The sequence below is a fragment of the Candidatus Proelusimicrobium volucris genome, from assembly GCF_959605025.1.
In the GTDB taxonomy this organism is placed as follows: Bacteria; Elusimicrobiota; Elusimicrobia; order Elusimicrobiales; family Elusimicrobiaceae; genus Proelusimicrobium; species Proelusimicrobium volucris.
The window spans coordinates 168,298-182,882 of the sequence record NZ_CAUHCY010000004.1 but is presented as its reverse complement, the minus strand read 5'-3'; the positions used below and the strand labels follow the sequence as shown (position 1 = coordinate 182,882).

The window sequence follows — 14,585 nt, the reverse complement described above, 5'->3', positions numbered from 1 at the left end:
AAGGGAAGGCGGCAGGACAGTAGGCGCCGGCGTTGTTACCAAGATCCTTGAGTAATTTCAATTAAGCAAGATAAAGGGCCGACTTTTAAAGTCGGCCTTTTTTTAAGCCCGGCTTAAAATGAGAGCGATAAGCCTTAATTGTTAAAGGAATTTTCGCACGCTGAAATATTTTGCCGCGGCGACGAATTATAGTATAATATAATAAGGAAAAGGAAAGCGTTTGTTAGTTAAGCGTATCGGTGAAAATCGCTAAAAAACTAATGGCGCAAAAGCCTTATAATTTGGTATAATTTAATGTACTAAGTTGTAGGATAGGCAGCAGATTCCTTACCGGTCCGTCGAAGAAGATGGCCCGGAGAAGGAGTTTCTGTCGTATAATTGTTTAAGTAAAAATGATTTAAGGAAAATAAAAATGGCAGAAAAAACAGAAAAGAAAACGGCAAAGTTAAGCGGACAGGAAAGGATCCGCATAAAACTTCGCTCTTACGATTACAGAATGCTGGACAACTCCGTTGCCAGAATAGTAGATACTGCTAGAAAAACCGGCGCCATCGTTGCCGGCCCTGTTCTTTTACCCGTGAAGATAAGGAAGTACACCGTACTTCGCTCACCTCATACGGATAAGAAATCCAGAGAACAGTTTGAGATGCGTATCCACAAAAGGTTAATCGATTTAAAGAGCCCCACACCTAAAACCGTAGACGAGCTTATGAAGCTTGATTTGCCTGCGGGCGTAGATGTGGCAATAAAAAGCAACTAAGAGGTACAGAGCGTCTTTCCCGCGAGGGGAAGGCGGGTGCAGAAAACACGGGAACTCTGCATTAGTAAAAAATGAGGTGGCGCAGTAAACATTGAAAAATGCTTATGATGCGGCCGATAAAAAGGAAAAGTAAGTAATGTCAGAAGAAACAAACACACAGACCGCGGCGGCGCAGGAAGCCAAAGCGGAAGTAAAGACAGCTCCGGCGACGCTTCGTTTCGTATTAGGCGAGAAGTTGGGAATGACGCAGCTGTTTGACGATAAGGGCAATCTACATGCGGTTTCCGTAGTAAAAGCGGGGCCTTGTAAAATTGTAAGAGTCAGAACCCAGGAAAAAGACGGTTATACCGCTGTAGCTTTGGGTTTTGGCGATGTAAAGGAAAGCAAGCTCAACAAACCCGATATGGGCAATTTTAAGAAATTGGGCGTGACTCCTGTAAAACACATCAAAGAATGCCGCTTGGCGGACGTTACCGGTTTTGAAGTAGGTCAGGTAATAGATTTGGGAAGCGTATTTAAACCGGGCGACTACGTAGACGTACAGGGCAAAATAAAAGGACGCGGTTTCGCCGGTGCGATGAAACGCCACGGCTTTGCCGGTCAGCCTGCCTCACACGGCGCCTCGGACAGGGAAAGAGCTCCGGGCGGTTTAGCTTCAAGAAGATCACTCGGTAAAGTATTGTCCGGCCAGAGAATGGCGGGCCATTACGGTTTTACCACCACCACAGTTTCCAAGATAGAAGTAGCGAAAGTAGATACGGCTAACAATTTAATATTCTTAAAGGGTTCAGTTCCGGGCGCGAAAGGGACTATCGTATCCGTTTTGGAAACCTCCAAACCTAAGAAACACGTAGTAGCCGCGCAGGTACAGAAGATATCTGCTTCCAAGGCTGCTAACACCAAGAAGAAATAGGAAGGTTGACAATGGAAACTAAACTTTTAAACATACAAGGGAAAGAACAAGGGACGGTAACCTTGCCCGAAGCGCTCTTTGGCAAGAAACCCAATCCTACATTCCTTCATGAAGTAATCACGGCATTTTTGGCCAATCAGAGATCGGGCACCGCGGATGTAAAAACTCGCGGCGAAGTATCCGGCACGGGTAAGAAACCTTGGAAGCAGAAAGGCACCGGCCGCGCCAGACACGGCAGCATGAGAACCCCGATATGGAGACACGGCGGCGTGGCTTTCGGCCCGACCCCGAGGTCCTTCAGGCAGGATTTGCCCGCCGCAAAGAGAAGACTGGCCTTGGCGCAGGCTCTTACGGCGAAGTTAAATTCCGACAGTGTGGTAGTTCTTGACAACTTCGACATCAAAGAAGCCAAAACCAAAGCGGTAGCCGAAGTTTTGAAAACTTTGAATGCCGGCAAGAAGCCGTTGATAGTAAGTTTGGCGGACGCCAAATTGGAAAGAGCGGGCCGCAACATAGCGGGCGTGATCCAGATGGTACCGTCGGATTTGAACGCTTATGTGGTTTTAAACTGCAGCAAAGTAATTTTTACCAAAGACGCTCTTGAGAAGATGGCTGCTTAAGCGGAGGAAAGGAAAATGACGAAGATATATGAAACTATAAAGAAACCTCTCTTAACCGAAAAGAGCTTAATCTTAAGAGATAAAAACAACTGCTATTGTTTCGTGGTCGAAAAGACCGCCAACAAGCACGAGATCCGCGAAGCGGTGGAAAAGATATTCAACGTAACGGTTGAAGACGTCGCCACGATAGCTTTGCGCGGCAAGGTAAAAAGAATGGGACGCTTTGCAGGAAAGAGGCCGGATTTGAAAAAGGCCCTCGTCACATTGAAGAAAGGCGATAAAATAGACACGGTAGAGGCCGCGTCTAAGTAACCGAGAAAAGGAGAAAAGTTACAAATATGCCTATAAAGACATTCAAACCGTATACTCCCTCCAGGAGAACGATCACGGTTGCCGACTTCTCCGAGATAACCAAGAAGACTCCCGAAAAGAGGCTTACCAAAGGTTTAAGGAAGAGCGGCGGCAGAAACAATACGGGTATGATTATGGTACGCCATATCGGCGGAGGCCATAAGCAATCCTACAGGAAAATAGATTTTAAGAGAGCCAAATACGGCGTACCTGCCAAGGTAGTATCGATAGAATACGATCCGAACAGGTCTGCCCGCATTTGCCTTTTAAATTACGCTGATGGCGATAAGCAGTATATGATACATCCCATCGGTTTAAAAGTCGGCGATACAGTTATGTCAGGGCCCAAAGCAGATATTAAAGTGGGTAACTGCCTTCCGTTAAAAAATATTCCCGAAGGTACTTTTATCCACGCGATAGAGCTTAAAGTAGGCAAGGGCGCGCAGTTGGCGCGTTCGGCCGGATCACAGGCTCAAATCATGGCCAAAGACGGCGGCTATGTCCATATCAAGATGCCCTCAGGCGAGATCAGGCTCATTCCGGAGAACTGCTGTGCCACAATCGGCCAGGTAGGCAATACGGAACATAACGCGGTAGTAATAGGTAATGCCGGCAGAAACAGACATCGCGGCATTAAACCGACGGTACGCGGTAACGCGATGAACGCGGTAGACCATCCTATGGGCGGCGGTAGAGGCCACTCAAAGGGCGGCAATATACCCAGATCGCCTTGGAACCAGATTTCTCGCGGTTTGAAGACCAGACCCGCGAAGACCTGGGATTGGATGATCATAAAAGACAGACGTAAAAACTCGTCGGGAGCTAACTAATTATGTCAAGAAGCACAAAGAAAGGTCCTTATGTAGACCATAACTTACTTGAAGCTGTAGAGGCTATGTCTCCGACAGATAAGAAGCAGATCAAGACATGGTCCAGAGCGTGCACTATAGTTCCCGCGTTTGTGGGGCATACGTTCTTGGTACATAACGGCAGGAAGTTTTTGCCGGTATATGTAAGCGAAAGAATGATAGGGCACAAACTTGGTGAATTTGCTTTCACCAGGACGTTTAAAGGCCACGGCGGCATGACCAAAGAGTCCAAGGCCTTGAAATAAGAGATAACGAGGATTTGATATGGAAGCTTGTTCAAAAGCTAAATTTCAAAGGTACGGCAGCAGGAAGGTAGGCTTGTTGTTGGACTTGGTTCGCGGCAAAAGCGTAAAGGCGGCGGAAGGCATGATACCTTTTACCGGCCTTCGCTGCAGCGAGTTGGTTCAGAAGACTATTCATTCCGCGGCTTCAAACCTGCAGGTAAAATCCGGCAAGAAGTTGGATTTTTCCAAAGTATACATCAAAGAGGCTTATGCTAACATAGGCCCTATGAAGCACTTAAAAAGAGTACAGCCCGGCCCGCAAGGCAGAGCTATGCCTTATAAGAAAAGCGTATGTCACTTAACGGTAATCGTAAGCGACGAGAAGAAGGGCGCACGCCCCGCAAAGGGAGGGCTTAAATAATGGGACATAAGATACACCCCAAAGGATTAAGGCTTGGTTATACCCAAGATTGGCAGTCAAGATGGTTTGCCCCTAAGAATATGCCTGCTCTTATTATGGAAGATTACCAGATAAGGCAGATAGTGGAATCGAGGTTCCAGCTCGCGGCGGTAAGCTCCGTCGGAATCGAGAGGGCGGGATCCTTTTTAAGGGTAAACATACACACGGCGAGGCCGGGTGTAGTAATCGGCAAGAAAGGCGCCGATATTGAAGCTTTGAGAAAGGACTTGGAAAAGCTCACCGGCAGCAAGACCTTTGTCAACGTAATAGAGATTAAAAATCCCGAAACGGATGCCAGGCTGGTAGCCCAGTCGATAGCTTTCCAGATAGAGAAACGCGCCCACTACGGCGCCGCTATGAAGAAAGCGATAGACAAGGCTTTGGCCGGCAAGGCTTTGGGTATTAAGATAATGGTAGGCGGCAGGCTCGGCGGTGCGGAAATCGCCAGAACCGAGTGGAAGAGAGAAGGCCGTGTACCTTTGCATACTCTCTGCGCGGATATAGACTATGGCACTTATGAAGCCAATACGGTCAGCGGGAAAATCGGCATAAAGGTATGGATATTCAAGAAGATCCACTTTGCCAAGACTCCCAAAGAGATATTAAACGAACTTAGAAAGCACAGAGAAATGCAGGAAGGCAGCGCTACGCACGGTGTAGAGGAGAAGGTAACCCCCGCCGAAGAGAGCAAAGCTCCGGCCAAGAAAGCGGCCGCGCAGGATAAATAAGGGGGAGAGGAATAGAATATGTTAATGCCTAAAAGAGTAAAATATCGCAAACCTCATTCGGCTCCCCGCATAAAAGGGAACGCCAAGAGAGGCGCGGAAGTATCCTTCGGCGAATACGGCTTAAAGGCTTTGGAGCCGAAATGGATAACGGCCAGACAGATAGAGGCCGCTCGTATCACTCTTTCCAGATTTGTAAGGAAGAAAGGTAAGATGTGGACGAGAATTTTCCCTGATAAAGCTATCACCAAGCACCCTGCGGAAACCAGGATGGGAAAGGGAAAAGGCGCACCGGACCATTGGGTATGTGTAGTGAAGCCGGGCCGCATTTTGTTTGAGATTGAAGGTACAGCTTTAGAGGAAACGAAACAAGCTTTTCGCCTTGCGTCAGACAAATTGCCTATAAAGACGAAACTTGTGGTAAGAAGGTAATTTATGAAGGCCAAAGAAAAAGAAACCTTAAAACAGAAGAGCTTAGCGGACCTTCAGGATCTGCTGGCTAAAGCAAAAGAGAAACAGTTTAACCTTCTCTTTAAACACAGCACGACTCCGCTATCCAACCCTATGGAAATTAGAGTCGTCAGACGCGAAATCGCCTTGCTCAACACATTAATAAGAGAGAAGGCGCAGTCCAAATAAGAGGATTTGATAAATGGAAAATATTACAAATCGCGCAAAAAGGAAAGTGATGACGGGTGTAGTAACCTCCGACAAGATGAACAAAACTCGCACGGTTGAAGTTACTACGACGAAGAAGCACTCTTTTTACGGAAAGATAATCAGAACTTCCAAATGCTATCACGCCCACGACGAGGGTAATGAGAGCAAAATTGGCGACAAGGTAGAGATAATGGCAACGAGGCCCTTGTCCAAACTTAAAAGATGGCGCATTTCCAAGATAGTGGAAAAGGCCCTTGGATAAAAGTAACGGAGATATAGAATATGATTCAGTTAAGAAGCATACTTAATGTGGCAGACAACTCCGGCGCGAGAAAGGTGCAGTGCTTTAAAGTAAGAGGCGGGCACCACAGGGACTTTGCCTCTCTTGGCGATGTTGTGATGTGTTCCGTAAGGGACGCAATCCCGACCTCCAACGTAAAGAAAGGCGACGTAGTTCGTGCGGTAGTGGTAAGAGTCGCCAGGGAAAAACGCAGAAAAGACGGATCCTATATCCGCTTTGACGACAACGCCGTATGTTTAATCAATGAGAACGGCGAGCCGAAAGGTACGCGTGTATTCGGGCCCGTGGCGAGAGAACTTAGGGAAAAGAATTTCCTTAAGATAATCTCCTTGGCCCCGGAGGTAATATAATTATGAATCTTAAGAAGAACGATAAGGTAATCATTCTGGCCGGTAAAGACAAAGGCAAGACTGGCGAAATAAGGGAAGTAATGCCGTCTAAGAACAAAGTCGTGGTGACCGGGATAAATATGATCTCCAAGCACGTAAAACCGAACCAGAACAACAAAGGCGGCATACAGAAGATGGAAGCCCCGATAGACGCCTCAAACGTGGCGGTGGTGTGCTCCAAATGCAAGAAGCATATGACGCCCAAAAATAAAGTAGAGCAGAGCGGCACGGTAACGAGAGTTTGCCGCAAATGCAACGAAGCGATATAAGGCGGGAAGAAAAATGACTGAGAAAAAAGAAACGAAGAAAACGGTAAAAGCTGAGAACTATCAGCCTAGGCTTAAGACGTATTATAAAGAGAACGTTCTTCCGGCCCTTCTCAAGGATATGGGCGTAAAGAGCCCCATGGCCGCCCCGAAACTTGAGAAGATAGTAATCAATATCGGCGTAGCGGACGCTAAGGAAGATATCAAATTTTTGGATATCGCGAGGGAAGACCTTACCAATATAGCGGGCCAACTCGCCCAAGTCAGAAGGGCAAAGAAATCCATCTCTAACTTCAAACTTAGAGAAGGTATGCCCATCGGTGTGAGAGTAACCTTACGCGGCGACAAAATGTACGAATTTTTTGATAGATTCGTCAACATCGTAGCCCCGCGCATAAGAGACTTTCAGGGTTTTGGCAAATGCTTTGACGGCAGAGGCAATCTGAACATCGGCATTCGCGAGCACTACGTATTTCCGGAGATAGACGTGGAAAAATCTCCCAAAGCACATGGAATGAACATCTCCTTCGTAACGACCGCCAAGAAAGACAGCGACGGCGAGAAATTGATGGAATTCATGGGTTTTCCTTTCAGAAAAGAGAAAGGCACAAAATAATAAAGGAGCGCGACTAAACTATGGCTACAAAAGCATGGGTTGCGAAAATGGCGAAACCGCAAAAATTTGCAGTAAGGTATCATAACCGCTGCCAGATCTGCGGAAGAGCGAGAGGATATTACAGAGATTTCGGTCTTTGTCGTATCTGTTTCAGGAAAATGGCCCATCAGGGATTGATTCCTGGTGTAAAAAAATCAAGCTGGTAACAGGAGGAAGCTTTAAACGGATTTAACTCCGCGCCGGGCGCGGCCCGATGAAATTATAGGCGGAAAGTAAGTTCGTTTTGGCTAAACTAGAATATGGATCCAATAGCAGATTTCTTAACAAGAATAAGAAACGCAAATATGAAGAAGAAGGAAAGAGTAGATATTCCTTTTTCCAAAATCAAAACCGAGATCGCCCGTGTTCTTAAAGAGGAAGGCTATATATCAAACTATAAAGCCATTCATAACGAGACGAAAGGCGGTTTTGTAAGAGTATTTTTGAAATATACCGACGATAACCTTAGCGTTATCCAAGGTTTGAAGAGGGTTTCCCGCCCGGGCAGAAGAGTATACAGCTCTTATACGGATATACCCACTGTGCGCGGCGCGTTTGGGACCTCTATACTCTCGACTTCCAAAGGCATAATGACTGACGCCAAAGCCAGGGAAGAGAAAGTCGGCGGCGAAGTGCTTTGCCAGATCTGGTAATTGTAAAGGAGATAAAAATGAGCAGAATAGGAAAGAAACCGATACAAATACCGGCTAAAGTAAAGGTAGAGATCAACGGCAGCGCTTTGAAAGCTACCGGCCCGTTGGGAACATTGTCCTACAATATTCCCGAAGGCATCAACGCCAAAATTGAAGGCGCGGTACTGACTTTCAGCGTAGATCCCAAGAGGGAAGAAGAGCTTAACGCTTTGTACGGCACTACGAGAGCCAGAGTAGCCAATATAGTCAACGGCGTAGAAACCGCTTTTACCAAGGTGTTGGAAGTAAACGGCTTGGGATACAAAGCGACGGTACAGGGCAATAAACTTAATCTTGAATTAGGTTTTTCGCATCCGGTATTGTTGGATATTCCGCAGGGCCTTACGGTAACCGCAGATGCCAAAAATCCTATCGTGGAGATTAAAGGCAGCGACAAAGTATTGGTAGGCGATTTCGCGGCCAAGATCCGCAAGATAAGACCGCCAGAACCCTATAAAGGCAGCGGTATCAAATACCAAGGTGAGCACATCACCAGAAAAGCTGGTAAAGCTGCTGGAGGTAAATAATTATGGCTACTAAACAGGAAAGATATACTTACAGGAAAGAGAGAACCAAAAAGAAACTGGCTGCGGCCGGATTGAAAAGGCCCAGATTGTCGGTATACAGAAGCCTTAACTATTTATATGCTTCGGTAATAGATGACGCGAATGGCAAAGTCGTGGTAAGCGCGGCTACTTCCAACAAAGATTTGGAAGGGAAGTTTAAAGCGTCTGGCAAGAGCATAGAAGCGGCCGGCGTTCTTGGCGAATATATAGCCAAGAAAGCTATGGAGAAAGGCGTCAAGGAAGTCTGCTTTGACAGAGGCGCCAGAATATATCACGGCAGGATAAAAGCGTTGGCGGAAGCGGCGCGCAAAGCCGGATTGAAATTTTAACAAAGGTGAATAAATGTTAAATAAAGAAACGCCAAAGAGCGAAAACAAGAAAGAAGCGAAAGGTCAGAGGACCGAGTTTCAGATGCGCCCGAAAGCGGAAGGTGTAACCACCGTAATCCAAGTAGCGAGAACGGCCAAAGTGGTAAAAGGCGGTAAACGCTTTGGGTTTAGAGCTTTGGTCGTAGTCGGCGACGGCAACGGCAAGGTAGGCGTATCGATAGGTAAGGCGAACCAAGTACAGTTCGCCGTATCTAAGGCGGAATTTCACGCCAAGAGGCATACGATACAGTTCCCGATCGTAAACGATACTATCCCTCATGAAGTGATAGGAAAATTCGGCTCGGCGTCGGTTTGGATGAAACCGGCGGCGCCCGGTACCGGTGTAATCGCCGGTGCGGGTGTAAGGCTCGTATTGGAAGCGGCCGGCATAAAGAACATCTTGGCCAAGAGCTTGGGCAGCACGAACGCGTGCAACTTGGCTTATGCCACGATGAACGCTCTTGAGCAGCTTAAAAGCAAAGAAGCCGTTTTGGCTCAGCGCGGCAAGACAGTAGCGGCTGCGGCCCCTGCCGCCGCGCCGGAAGTTGCGGCGGAAGAAAAAACGCAAGCCGCGGCTTAAGGCATAGGAGAGAACAAAATGGTAGATCTTAGCACACTTTTTCCGAAACACGGTTCCAGAAAACCGAAGAGAAGAATCGGCTTGGGCGTAGGCTCGGGCATGGGACGCTCCTCAACAAAGGGTATGAAAGGCCAGACTTCCCGTTCAGGCAATACCAGAAAGGAGTCCAAAGAAGGCGGCCAGATGCCTTTGGTAAGGAGAATCCCGAAGAGCGGTTTTTCCAACGCTATGTTTGAGAACAGATATGAATTGGTAAATATCGGTTCTTTCGACAAAGTATTTAAAGCCGGAGAAGAAGTAACCCCCGAAATTTTGAAGAAGAAGAACCTTGTTAAGAAGCTCGGCAAGGTAAAAGTTTTGGGCAACGGCGAAATAAAGACGGCTCTCAAGATCAGCGCACATGCTTTTTCGGCGTCTGCGAAAGCGGCGATAGAAAAGGCCGGCGGCAGCGTAACGGTCATAGAAAAAAAGGCTAAATAATGGATAACAACCCTTTAGCGAATATTCTGCAGTCACCCGAACTTAAGAAGAGGATATTATTTGTAATAATAGCTCTGGCGGTGTTTCGGGTGGCCGCTGTAGTTCCGATACCCGGCATCAATGCTGATGCCATAGCCAGCTTCTTTAAGCAGCACGAAGGCGGCATGTTGGGTTTTCTCAACATATTCTCCGGCGGCGCTTTGGGAAGATTCTCTATATTGGCTTTGGGTATTATGCCTTATATCAACGCGTCCATCATTATGGGCTTGATAAAAGGCGCGCATATCTTCCCTGCTTTGGATAAGTTGAGCAAGGAAGGGGAATACGGCCGCAGAAAGGAAAACCAAATCACTAGAGTGTTCGGTTTGGTTTTGGCATTACTGCAGGGTTTTGGTCTTACGGTCGCGATAACGAAGATGTCGGCTCCGGGCGGATTGGCGATAGTGATAGATCCGTCCTGGTCGTTTATATTAACGACCACGCTTACTTTAGCCGCGGGAACGATGTTCCTTATGTGGCTGGGCGAGCAGATGACGGAGAAGGGCATCGGCAACGGTATATCGTTAATCATCTTTGCCGGCATAGTTGAGCGTTTGCCTTCCGCCATTTACACTTTGGTGGAATTGGTGAGAAGCGAGGAAATGCAGCTTGTGACGGCGCTTATCATAATAGCTTTGGTAGTGGTGATAATGGGACTGGTCGTTTGGGTGGAAACCGCTCAGAGGCAGATCCCGGTACAGTACGCCAAGAGAATGGTGGGCAACAAGATGTACGGCGGGAAAACGAGCTATCTTCCTTTGAAGATAGATCAGTCCGGCGTAATCGCGGTAATCTTCGCGATGTCGATACTTTCTATGCCGTTGACAATAGCTCAGTTTATGCCGGAATCGCGCTGGGCCCAAGTGGTAATGGACTGGATGGGCCGCGGCCATATCACATATATGGCTGTATATGTAGCTTTGATTATATTCTTCTGCTATTTCTATAATTCTATGACGTTTAATCCTAAGGATATGGCGGAGAATATGAAGAAATGGGGCGGTTTTATACCGGGCATACGTCCTGGCGAACCGACGCAGAAGTATATAGAATGGGTAATGAACAGGATAACGCTTTCGGGCGCGGTGTTTGTGTCTTTGATAGCGGTATTGCCCGATTTCTTGAGGGCGAAGTTTAATGTTCCCTTCTACTTCGGCGGCACGGCTTTGCTGATCGTAGTGGGCGTAGCATTGGATACGGTTGGGCAGGTACAGGCGCACTTGTTGGCGCATAACTATCAGCCGTTGATGAAAGGGCGCGGTATAAAAGGGCGCTGGTTTAACGTAGGCGAGTAAGCGAACGTTAAAGGATTTTAAATTGCTCGGCCTTTGAACGAAGGCCGAGCAATAAAGCAGTAAAGGAAGCAGGACGAAGGTGTGGCGATGAATATAGTTTTACTTGGTTTCCCGGGAGCGGGCAAAGGCACGCAGGCGGAGAAACTTGTAGGGAAATATAATTTCAGGCATATTTCTACGGGTGACCTTATCCGACACGAAATAGCTTTAGGCACACCTTTAGGCAAGGAAGTGGAAGCCACGATAGACAGCGGCAATTTAGCGTCCGACGAGATGATAATAAGCATACTGGTTAAAGCGATAAAGGACGAAAAACGCGGAGTAATATTTGACGGCTTCCCGAGAACGATAGCTCAGGCCGAGGCCTTGGACGATTATTTGGCGCAGCATGGCACCCAGGTGGACGCGGCGGTGCTGATAAGATTGAGCGAGGCGGAGGTATTAAAACGCATAACTTCTCGCAGAATATGCAAGGAGTGCGGTGCGGTATATAATATCAACGCCGAAGGTTACAGCGGCAAATGCGATAAATGCGGCGGCGCCTTATATATAAGACACGACGATGACGAACAAAGCGCGCGGCACAGGCTTGAGGTATTCCATAAGGAAACGCAGCCTCTTATAGAGTATTACGAAAGAGGCGGCAAATGCAAGGCAGTAGACGGAAGCAAGAGCATAGAAAAAGTCTTTGAAGAGATAGAAAACGTGTTGGGACTGTCAAAAGGCGAATAAAAATGATAGAATTAAAGAGCAGCGAAGAAATAGAAAAAATGCTTGCGTCAGGCAAAATTGTTTCCAAAGTTCTCAAAACGATGCAAGAAGAAGCAGTCGCGGGAGTATCAACGTGGCGGCTGGATCAGATTGCAGAGGAAATAATAAGGTCTGCCGGAGCGGTGCCGTCATTTCTCGGCTACGCTGGCTATCCTGCGAGCATATGCGCTTCGATAAACGAAGAGGTTGTTCACGGGATACCTTCGAAGGAGAGAATACTTAAAGAAGGCGACATAATCGGAATAGATGTAGGCGCCTATTTAAACGGCTTTCACGCTGATGCGGCTCTCACCGTACCCGTAGGGAAAGTTTCAGGCGAGGCTAAGAGGCTTCTTAGTACAACTAAGAAAGCCTTGCACAAAGCAATAGAGCTAATAAAGCCGGGTATACATCTTGGTGATGTATCACACACGGTGGAAACTTATGCTGCGGAAGGTAAGCTGGGTATAGTCAGGGACTACTGCGGCCATGGAGTAGGCCGTAGATTACACGAAGATCCATGCGTTCTCAATTTTGGAAGGAAGGGAACGGGGCCGATATTAAAGGCTGGAATGGTTCTTGCGATAGAGCCCATGCTTAATCTAGGTGGAGATGAAGTAGAAGTTTTAGACAATGACTGGACCGTAGTAACAAAGGACGGCAGCTTATCTGCCCATTTTGAGCATACGGTAGCGGTAACGGAAAACGGGCATCTTATACTGACGGCCTAATGCCGGCAAATAAGGCCCTATGCCAAAGGAAAGTAAAGGGAGGAAGAAGGCCCACGGGCAAGTATGAGCGACAAGATAGAAGTTGAAGGAAAGATATTGGAAGCTTTGCCGAACGCTATGTTTAAGGTAGAGATAGCGGGCGGGAAAGTGATATTGGGGCATATATCGGGAAAGATGAGGATGTTCCATATCAGAATATTGCCCGGGGACAAGGTAAAACTGGAGCTTTCCCCTTACGACTTAACCAAAGGCAGAATAATCTACCGGGAGAAATAAATGAAAGTCAGAGCAAGCGTAAAGAAGATATGTCAGAAGTGCAAAATCGTTAAAAGAAACGGTGTAGTGCGCGTAGTATGCCCAATAGCGAAGCATAAACAGCGCCAAGGTTAATAAACAGGAGTCTTAAAACAATATGGCAAGAATTGCAGGTATAGATTTACCAAAGAACAAGAGGATAGACATTGCTTTGCAATATGTCTACGGAATCGGCCCGAAAATCGCTAAAGAGATTTTAGGGAAAGTAGAAGGGCAGATAGAAGCCTCCACCAGAGTTAAAGACTTAACGGAGCAGCAGGCGGGTTTGCTTAACACCATTTTGCAGAAGGAATACAAAGTGGAAGGCGAACTTAGGCGCGAAGTGGCGCAGAACATTCACAGACTGATTGAGACCGGTTCTTACAGAGGCAACAGACACAGAAGGAACCTCCCCGCGCGCGGGCAGAGAACCAAGACCAACAGCAGAACCAGACGCGGCCGCAGAAAGACGGTGGGCGCAAAAGTAAAGGCAGCATAAAAATTTTTAAAAGTCAGGTAGAAACATGGCAGAAGAAATAAAGAAAGAAACAAACAGCACGACCGTACCGGCAGCGGCCGGTAAGGGCAAGAAAAAAGCAGCTAAAGCGCCTGCGCACGGAGTAGTGCACATAAGCTGCTCATTTAACAACACGATTGTAACCGTAACCGACGACAAAGGCGGGACTATTGTATGGTCCACCTCCGGCTCACACGGTTTTAAAGGCACCAAGAAAGGCACGCCGTTTGCCGCTCAGGTAACCTGCAACAAAGTAGGGGAAAAAGCGGTAGCGTTGGGCATGAGAGAAGTTGCCGTAAAGGTATGCGGGCCCGGCCAGGGCAGAGAAACCGCAGTTAGAGCTTTGCAGCAAGCAGGGCTTATCGTTACTTCCATCAAGGACGTAACGCCGATACCGCACAATGGTTGCAGACCACCGAAAGCCAGGAGAGTATAGTAATATGTCAAGATATACAGGACCGAGCTGCAAAAAATGCAGAAAATTAGGTTGTAAATTATTTTTAAAAGGAACGAAGTGCTACAGCAACTGCGTAATGGATAAGTTAGCCAGCGCCAAGAAAGGCAAAGGTATGCAGAGAAGGGCAAAATTATCGGAATACGCGGTACGTTTGCACGAGAAACAAAAAGCCAGATTTATTTCGGGCATGACGGAAGTTCCGTTTGCCAATTTGTTCGAGAAGGCGACGAAATCGGCCGGGCAGACCGGTGAGCAATTCCTTAAGTATTTGGAAACGAGACTTGACAATGTAGTAAAGAGAGCGGGTTTTGCTTCCTCATTGAGGAGCGCCAGGCAGATAGTATTGCACGGCCACATCAAAGTGAACGATAAAGTAATCAATGTTCCTTCTTATCAGGTAAAAGTGGGCGACAAGATAACCTTAGACGCCAAATTAGCCGCGAACGTAATGGTAAAGCAGGGCTTGGAAGACGCAGAGAAGAGAGCTTTAAGGCCGAGCTTTATCGAATTTGACGCGAGCAAGAATACAGCCACATTGCTGAGATTTCCGGACAGAAGCGAGAGCAGCTATCCGGTAAACGATCAGCTGATAGTAGAACACTATTCCAAATAATTTGGAGGAA

At 47.2% G+C, this 14,585-nt stretch carries 28 protein-coding genes; all 28 read left to right on the top strand.

Going from position 1 to position 14,585, the window contains the following annotated elements; genetic code table 11:
* Positions 1–412 precede the first annotated feature (412 nt).
* The 28 genes from rpsJ (at position 413) to rpsD (ending at position 14,575) form a co-directional block, all read left to right on the top strand.
* A complete protein-coding gene (gene rpsJ / locus ACQY3M_RS05440; RefSeq protein ID WP_428051529.1) occupies positions 413–760 on the top strand; it encodes a 30S ribosomal protein S10 in 348 nt (115 codons plus the stop codon).
* Between the two features lie 136 nt (positions 761–896).
* Positions 897–1,673, top strand: coding sequence for a 50S ribosomal protein L3 (gene rplC, locus ACQY3M_RS05435; RefSeq protein ID WP_428066574.1), 777 nt, complete (start codon positions 897–899; stop codon positions 1,671–1,673).
* An 11-nt stretch (positions 1,674–1,684) separates the two neighbouring features.
* On the top strand, positions 1,685–2,293 hold the full coding sequence (gene rplD, locus ACQY3M_RS05430) for a 50S ribosomal protein L4 (protein WP_428066573.1): 609 nt from the start codon (positions 1,685–1,687) through the stop codon (positions 2,291–2,293).
* Positions 2,294–2,308: 15 nt separating this feature from the next.
* Positions 2,309–2,605, top strand: coding sequence for a 50S ribosomal protein L23 (gene rplW / locus ACQY3M_RS05425; RefSeq protein ID WP_428066571.1), 297 nt, complete (start codon positions 2,309–2,311; stop codon positions 2,603–2,605).
* Between the two features lie 26 nt (positions 2,606–2,631).
* The gene (gene rplB / locus ACQY3M_RS05420) at positions 2,632–3,474 is read left to right on the top strand and encodes a 50S ribosomal protein L2 (RefSeq protein WP_428066570.1); all 843 of its coding nucleotides are present in this window, start codon (positions 2,632–2,634) and stop codon (positions 3,472–3,474) included.
* Between the two features lie 2 nt (positions 3,475–3,476).
* The gene (rpsS, locus tag ACQY3M_RS05415) at positions 3,477–3,758 is read left to right on the top strand and encodes a 30S ribosomal protein S19 (RefSeq protein WP_428047194.1); all 282 of its coding nucleotides are present in this window, start codon (positions 3,477–3,479) and stop codon (positions 3,756–3,758) included.
* A gap of 19 nt (positions 3,759–3,777) precedes the next feature.
* Positions 3,778–4,158, top strand: a complete 381-nt coding sequence (locus tag ACQY3M_RS05410; RefSeq protein WP_428066569.1) for a large ribosomal subunit protein uL22 — start codon at positions 3,778–3,780, stop codon at positions 4,156–4,158.
* Positions 4,158–4,925, top strand: a complete 768-nt coding sequence (gene rpsC, locus ACQY3M_RS05405) for a 30S ribosomal protein S3 (protein ID WP_428066567.1) — start codon at positions 4,158–4,160, stop codon at positions 4,923–4,925. The genes ACQY3M_RS05410 and rpsC overlap by 1 nt, the downstream gene beginning before the upstream one ends.
* Before the next feature lie 18 nt (positions 4,926–4,943).
* On the top strand, positions 4,944–5,354 hold the full coding sequence (rplP, locus tag ACQY3M_RS05400; RefSeq protein WP_428066566.1) for a 50S ribosomal protein L16: 411 nt from the start codon (positions 4,944–4,946) through the stop codon (positions 5,352–5,354).
* 3 nt (positions 5,355–5,357) lie between these two features.
* The gene (rpmC, locus tag ACQY3M_RS05395) at positions 5,358–5,561 is read left to right on the top strand and encodes a 50S ribosomal protein L29 (RefSeq protein WP_428066565.1); all 204 of its coding nucleotides are present in this window, start codon (positions 5,358–5,360) and stop codon (positions 5,559–5,561) included.
* A 13-nt stretch (positions 5,562–5,574) separates the two neighbouring features.
* Positions 5,575–5,844: a 30S ribosomal protein S17 gene (gene rpsQ, locus ACQY3M_RS05390; protein WP_428066564.1), complete on the top strand. Its 270-nt coding sequence runs from the start codon at positions 5,575–5,577 to the stop codon at positions 5,842–5,844.
* Positions 5,845–5,864: 20 nt separating this feature from the next.
* On the top strand, positions 5,865–6,233 hold the full coding sequence (gene rplN / locus ACQY3M_RS05385) for a 50S ribosomal protein L14 (protein ID WP_428047200.1): 369 nt from the start codon (positions 5,865–5,867) through the stop codon (positions 6,231–6,233).
* Positions 6,234–6,235: 2 nt separating this feature from the next.
* Entirely contained in the window at positions 6,236–6,541 is a 306-nt protein-coding gene (gene rplX, locus ACQY3M_RS05380; RefSeq protein WP_428066562.1) for a 50S ribosomal protein L24, read from the top strand.
* A gap of 13 nt (positions 6,542–6,554) precedes the next feature.
* Positions 6,555–7,154 (top strand): 50S ribosomal protein L5, encoded by a 600-nt coding sequence (gene rplE / locus ACQY3M_RS05375; RefSeq protein ID WP_428066560.1) that lies wholly within the window; start codon positions 6,555–6,557, stop codon positions 7,152–7,154.
* A 20-nt stretch (positions 7,155–7,174) separates the two neighbouring features.
* Entirely contained in the window at positions 7,175–7,360 is a 186-nt protein-coding gene (locus ACQY3M_RS05370) for a type Z 30S ribosomal protein S14 (protein WP_428047203.1), read from the top strand.
* 93 nt (positions 7,361–7,453) lie between these two features.
* The gene (gene rpsH / locus ACQY3M_RS05365) at positions 7,454–7,846 is read left to right on the top strand and encodes a 30S ribosomal protein S8 (protein WP_428066559.1); all 393 of its coding nucleotides are present in this window, start codon (positions 7,454–7,456) and stop codon (positions 7,844–7,846) included.
* 17 nt (positions 7,847–7,863) lie between these two features.
* Positions 7,864–8,412: a 50S ribosomal protein L6 gene (rplF, locus tag ACQY3M_RS05360; RefSeq protein ID WP_428066558.1), complete on the top strand. Its 549-nt coding sequence runs from the start codon at positions 7,864–7,866 to the stop codon at positions 8,410–8,412.
* Positions 8,413–8,414: 2 nt separating this feature from the next.
* Positions 8,415–8,780, top strand: a complete 366-nt coding sequence (gene rplR / locus ACQY3M_RS05355) for a 50S ribosomal protein L18 (RefSeq protein ID WP_428066556.1) — start codon at positions 8,415–8,417, stop codon at positions 8,778–8,780.
* Positions 8,781–8,862: 82 nt separating this feature from the next.
* Positions 8,863–9,399 (top strand): 30S ribosomal protein S5, encoded by a 537-nt coding sequence (gene rpsE / locus ACQY3M_RS05350; RefSeq protein WP_428066577.1) that lies wholly within the window; start codon positions 8,863–8,865, stop codon positions 9,397–9,399.
* Positions 9,400–9,417: 18 nt separating this feature from the next.
* Positions 9,418–9,879 (top strand): 50S ribosomal protein L15, encoded by a 462-nt coding sequence (gene rplO / locus ACQY3M_RS05345; protein WP_428066554.1) that lies wholly within the window; start codon positions 9,418–9,420, stop codon positions 9,877–9,879.
* A complete protein-coding gene (gene secY / locus ACQY3M_RS05340) occupies positions 9,879–11,213 on the top strand; it encodes a preprotein translocase subunit SecY (RefSeq protein WP_428066552.1) in 1,335 nt (444 codons plus the stop codon). The genes rplO and secY overlap by 1 nt, the downstream gene beginning before the upstream one ends.
* A gap of 87 nt (positions 11,214–11,300) precedes the next feature.
* A complete protein-coding gene (locus tag ACQY3M_RS05335) occupies positions 11,301–11,945 on the top strand; it encodes an adenylate kinase (RefSeq protein ID WP_428066551.1) in 645 nt (214 codons plus the stop codon).
* A gap of 2 nt (positions 11,946–11,947) precedes the next feature.
* Positions 11,948–12,694 (top strand): type I methionyl aminopeptidase, encoded by a 747-nt coding sequence (map, locus tag ACQY3M_RS05330; protein ID WP_428066549.1) that lies wholly within the window; start codon positions 11,948–11,950, stop codon positions 12,692–12,694.
* Between the two features lie 63 nt (positions 12,695–12,757).
* Positions 12,758–12,970: a translation initiation factor IF-1 gene (gene infA, locus ACQY3M_RS05325; RefSeq protein WP_428047212.1), complete on the top strand. Its 213-nt coding sequence runs from the start codon at positions 12,758–12,760 to the stop codon at positions 12,968–12,970.
* Entirely contained in the window at positions 12,971–13,084 is a 114-nt protein-coding gene (rpmJ, locus tag ACQY3M_RS05320) for a 50S ribosomal protein L36 (protein ID WP_428047213.1), read from the top strand. It begins immediately after the preceding gene.
* Between the two features lie 22 nt (positions 13,085–13,106).
* Positions 13,107–13,487, top strand: coding sequence for a 30S ribosomal protein S13 (gene rpsM, locus ACQY3M_RS05315; RefSeq protein WP_428066548.1), 381 nt, complete (start codon positions 13,107–13,109; stop codon positions 13,485–13,487).
* Between the two features lie 25 nt (positions 13,488–13,512).
* Positions 13,513–13,941 carry a 30S ribosomal protein S11 gene (gene rpsK / locus ACQY3M_RS05310; RefSeq protein ID WP_428066547.1) on the top strand — a complete coding sequence of 143 codons (429 nt, stop codon included), beginning with the start codon at positions 13,513–13,515 and terminating at the stop codon, positions 13,939–13,941.
* Positions 13,907–14,575, top strand: coding sequence for a 30S ribosomal protein S4 (rpsD, locus tag ACQY3M_RS05305; RefSeq protein WP_428066546.1), 669 nt, complete (start codon positions 13,907–13,909; stop codon positions 14,573–14,575). Before rpsK ends, rpsD begins: the two co-directional genes overlap by 35 nt.
* Positions 14,576–14,585: the final 10 nt, after the last annotated feature.

Bases quoted from the DNA above. Each gene is read 5' to 3' on its own strand.
- rpsJ (WP_428051529.1), top strand. From the start codon at position 413: ATGGCAGAAAAAACAGAAAAGAAAACGGCAAAGTTAAGCGGACAGGAA.
- rplC (WP_428066574.1), top strand. From the start codon at position 897: ATGTCAGAAGAAACAAACACACAGACCGCGGCGGCGCAGGAAGCCAAA.
- rplD (WP_428066573.1), top strand. From the start codon at position 1,685: ATGGAAACTAAACTTTTAAACATACAAGGGAAAGAACAAGGGACGGTA.
- rplW (WP_428066571.1), top strand. From the start codon at position 2,309: ATGACGAAGATATATGAAACTATAAAGAAACCTCTCTTAACCGAAAAG.
- rplB (WP_428066570.1), top strand. From the start codon at position 2,632: ATGCCTATAAAGACATTCAAACCGTATACTCCCTCCAGGAGAACGATC.
- rpsS (WP_428047194.1), top strand. From the start codon at position 3,477: ATGTCAAGAAGCACAAAGAAAGGTCCTTATGTAGACCATAACTTACTT.
- ACQY3M_RS05410 (WP_428066569.1), top strand. From the start codon at position 3,778: ATGGAAGCTTGTTCAAAAGCTAAATTTCAAAGGTACGGCAGCAGGAAG.
- rpsC (WP_428066567.1), top strand. From the start codon at position 4,158: ATGGGACATAAGATACACCCCAAAGGATTAAGGCTTGGTTATACCCAA.
- rplP (WP_428066566.1), top strand. From the start codon at position 4,944: ATGTTAATGCCTAAAAGAGTAAAATATCGCAAACCTCATTCGGCTCCC.
- rpmC (WP_428066565.1), top strand. From the start codon at position 5,358: ATGAAGGCCAAAGAAAAAGAAACCTTAAAACAGAAGAGCTTAGCGGAC.
- rpsQ (WP_428066564.1), top strand. From the start codon at position 5,575: ATGGAAAATATTACAAATCGCGCAAAAAGGAAAGTGATGACGGGTGTA.
- rplN (WP_428047200.1), top strand. From the start codon at position 5,865: ATGATTCAGTTAAGAAGCATACTTAATGTGGCAGACAACTCCGGCGCG.
- rplX (WP_428066562.1), top strand. From the start codon at position 6,236: ATGAATCTTAAGAAGAACGATAAGGTAATCATTCTGGCCGGTAAAGAC.
- rplE (WP_428066560.1), top strand. From the start codon at position 6,555: ATGACTGAGAAAAAAGAAACGAAGAAAACGGTAAAAGCTGAGAACTAT.
- ACQY3M_RS05370 (WP_428047203.1), top strand. From the start codon at position 7,175: ATGGCTACAAAAGCATGGGTTGCGAAAATGGCGAAACCGCAAAAATTT.
- rpsH (WP_428066559.1), top strand. From the start codon at position 7,454: ATGGATCCAATAGCAGATTTCTTAACAAGAATAAGAAACGCAAATATG.
- rplF (WP_428066558.1), top strand. From the start codon at position 7,864: ATGAGCAGAATAGGAAAGAAACCGATACAAATACCGGCTAAAGTAAAG.
- rplR (WP_428066556.1), top strand. From the start codon at position 8,415: ATGGCTACTAAACAGGAAAGATATACTTACAGGAAAGAGAGAACCAAA.
- rpsE (WP_428066577.1), top strand. From the start codon at position 8,863: ATGCGCCCGAAAGCGGAAGGTGTAACCACCGTAATCCAAGTAGCGAGA.
- rplO (WP_428066554.1), top strand. From the start codon at position 9,418: ATGGTAGATCTTAGCACACTTTTTCCGAAACACGGTTCCAGAAAACCG.
- secY (WP_428066552.1), top strand. From the start codon at position 9,879: ATGGATAACAACCCTTTAGCGAATATTCTGCAGTCACCCGAACTTAAG.
- ACQY3M_RS05335 (WP_428066551.1), top strand. From the start codon at position 11,301: ATGAATATAGTTTTACTTGGTTTCCCGGGAGCGGGCAAAGGCACGCAG.
- map (WP_428066549.1), top strand. From the start codon at position 11,948: ATGATAGAATTAAAGAGCAGCGAAGAAATAGAAAAAATGCTTGCGTCA.
- infA (WP_428047212.1), top strand. From the start codon at position 12,758: ATGAGCGACAAGATAGAAGTTGAAGGAAAGATATTGGAAGCTTTGCCG.
- rpmJ (WP_428047213.1), top strand. From the start codon at position 12,971: ATGAAAGTCAGAGCAAGCGTAAAGAAGATATGTCAGAAGTGCAAAATC.
- rpsM (WP_428066548.1), top strand. From the start codon at position 13,107: ATGGCAAGAATTGCAGGTATAGATTTACCAAAGAACAAGAGGATAGAC.
- rpsK (WP_428066547.1), top strand. From the start codon at position 13,513: ATGGCAGAAGAAATAAAGAAAGAAACAAACAGCACGACCGTACCGGCA.
- rpsD (WP_428066546.1), top strand. From the start codon at position 13,907: ATGGTTGCAGACCACCGAAAGCCAGGAGAGTATAGTAATATGTCAAGA.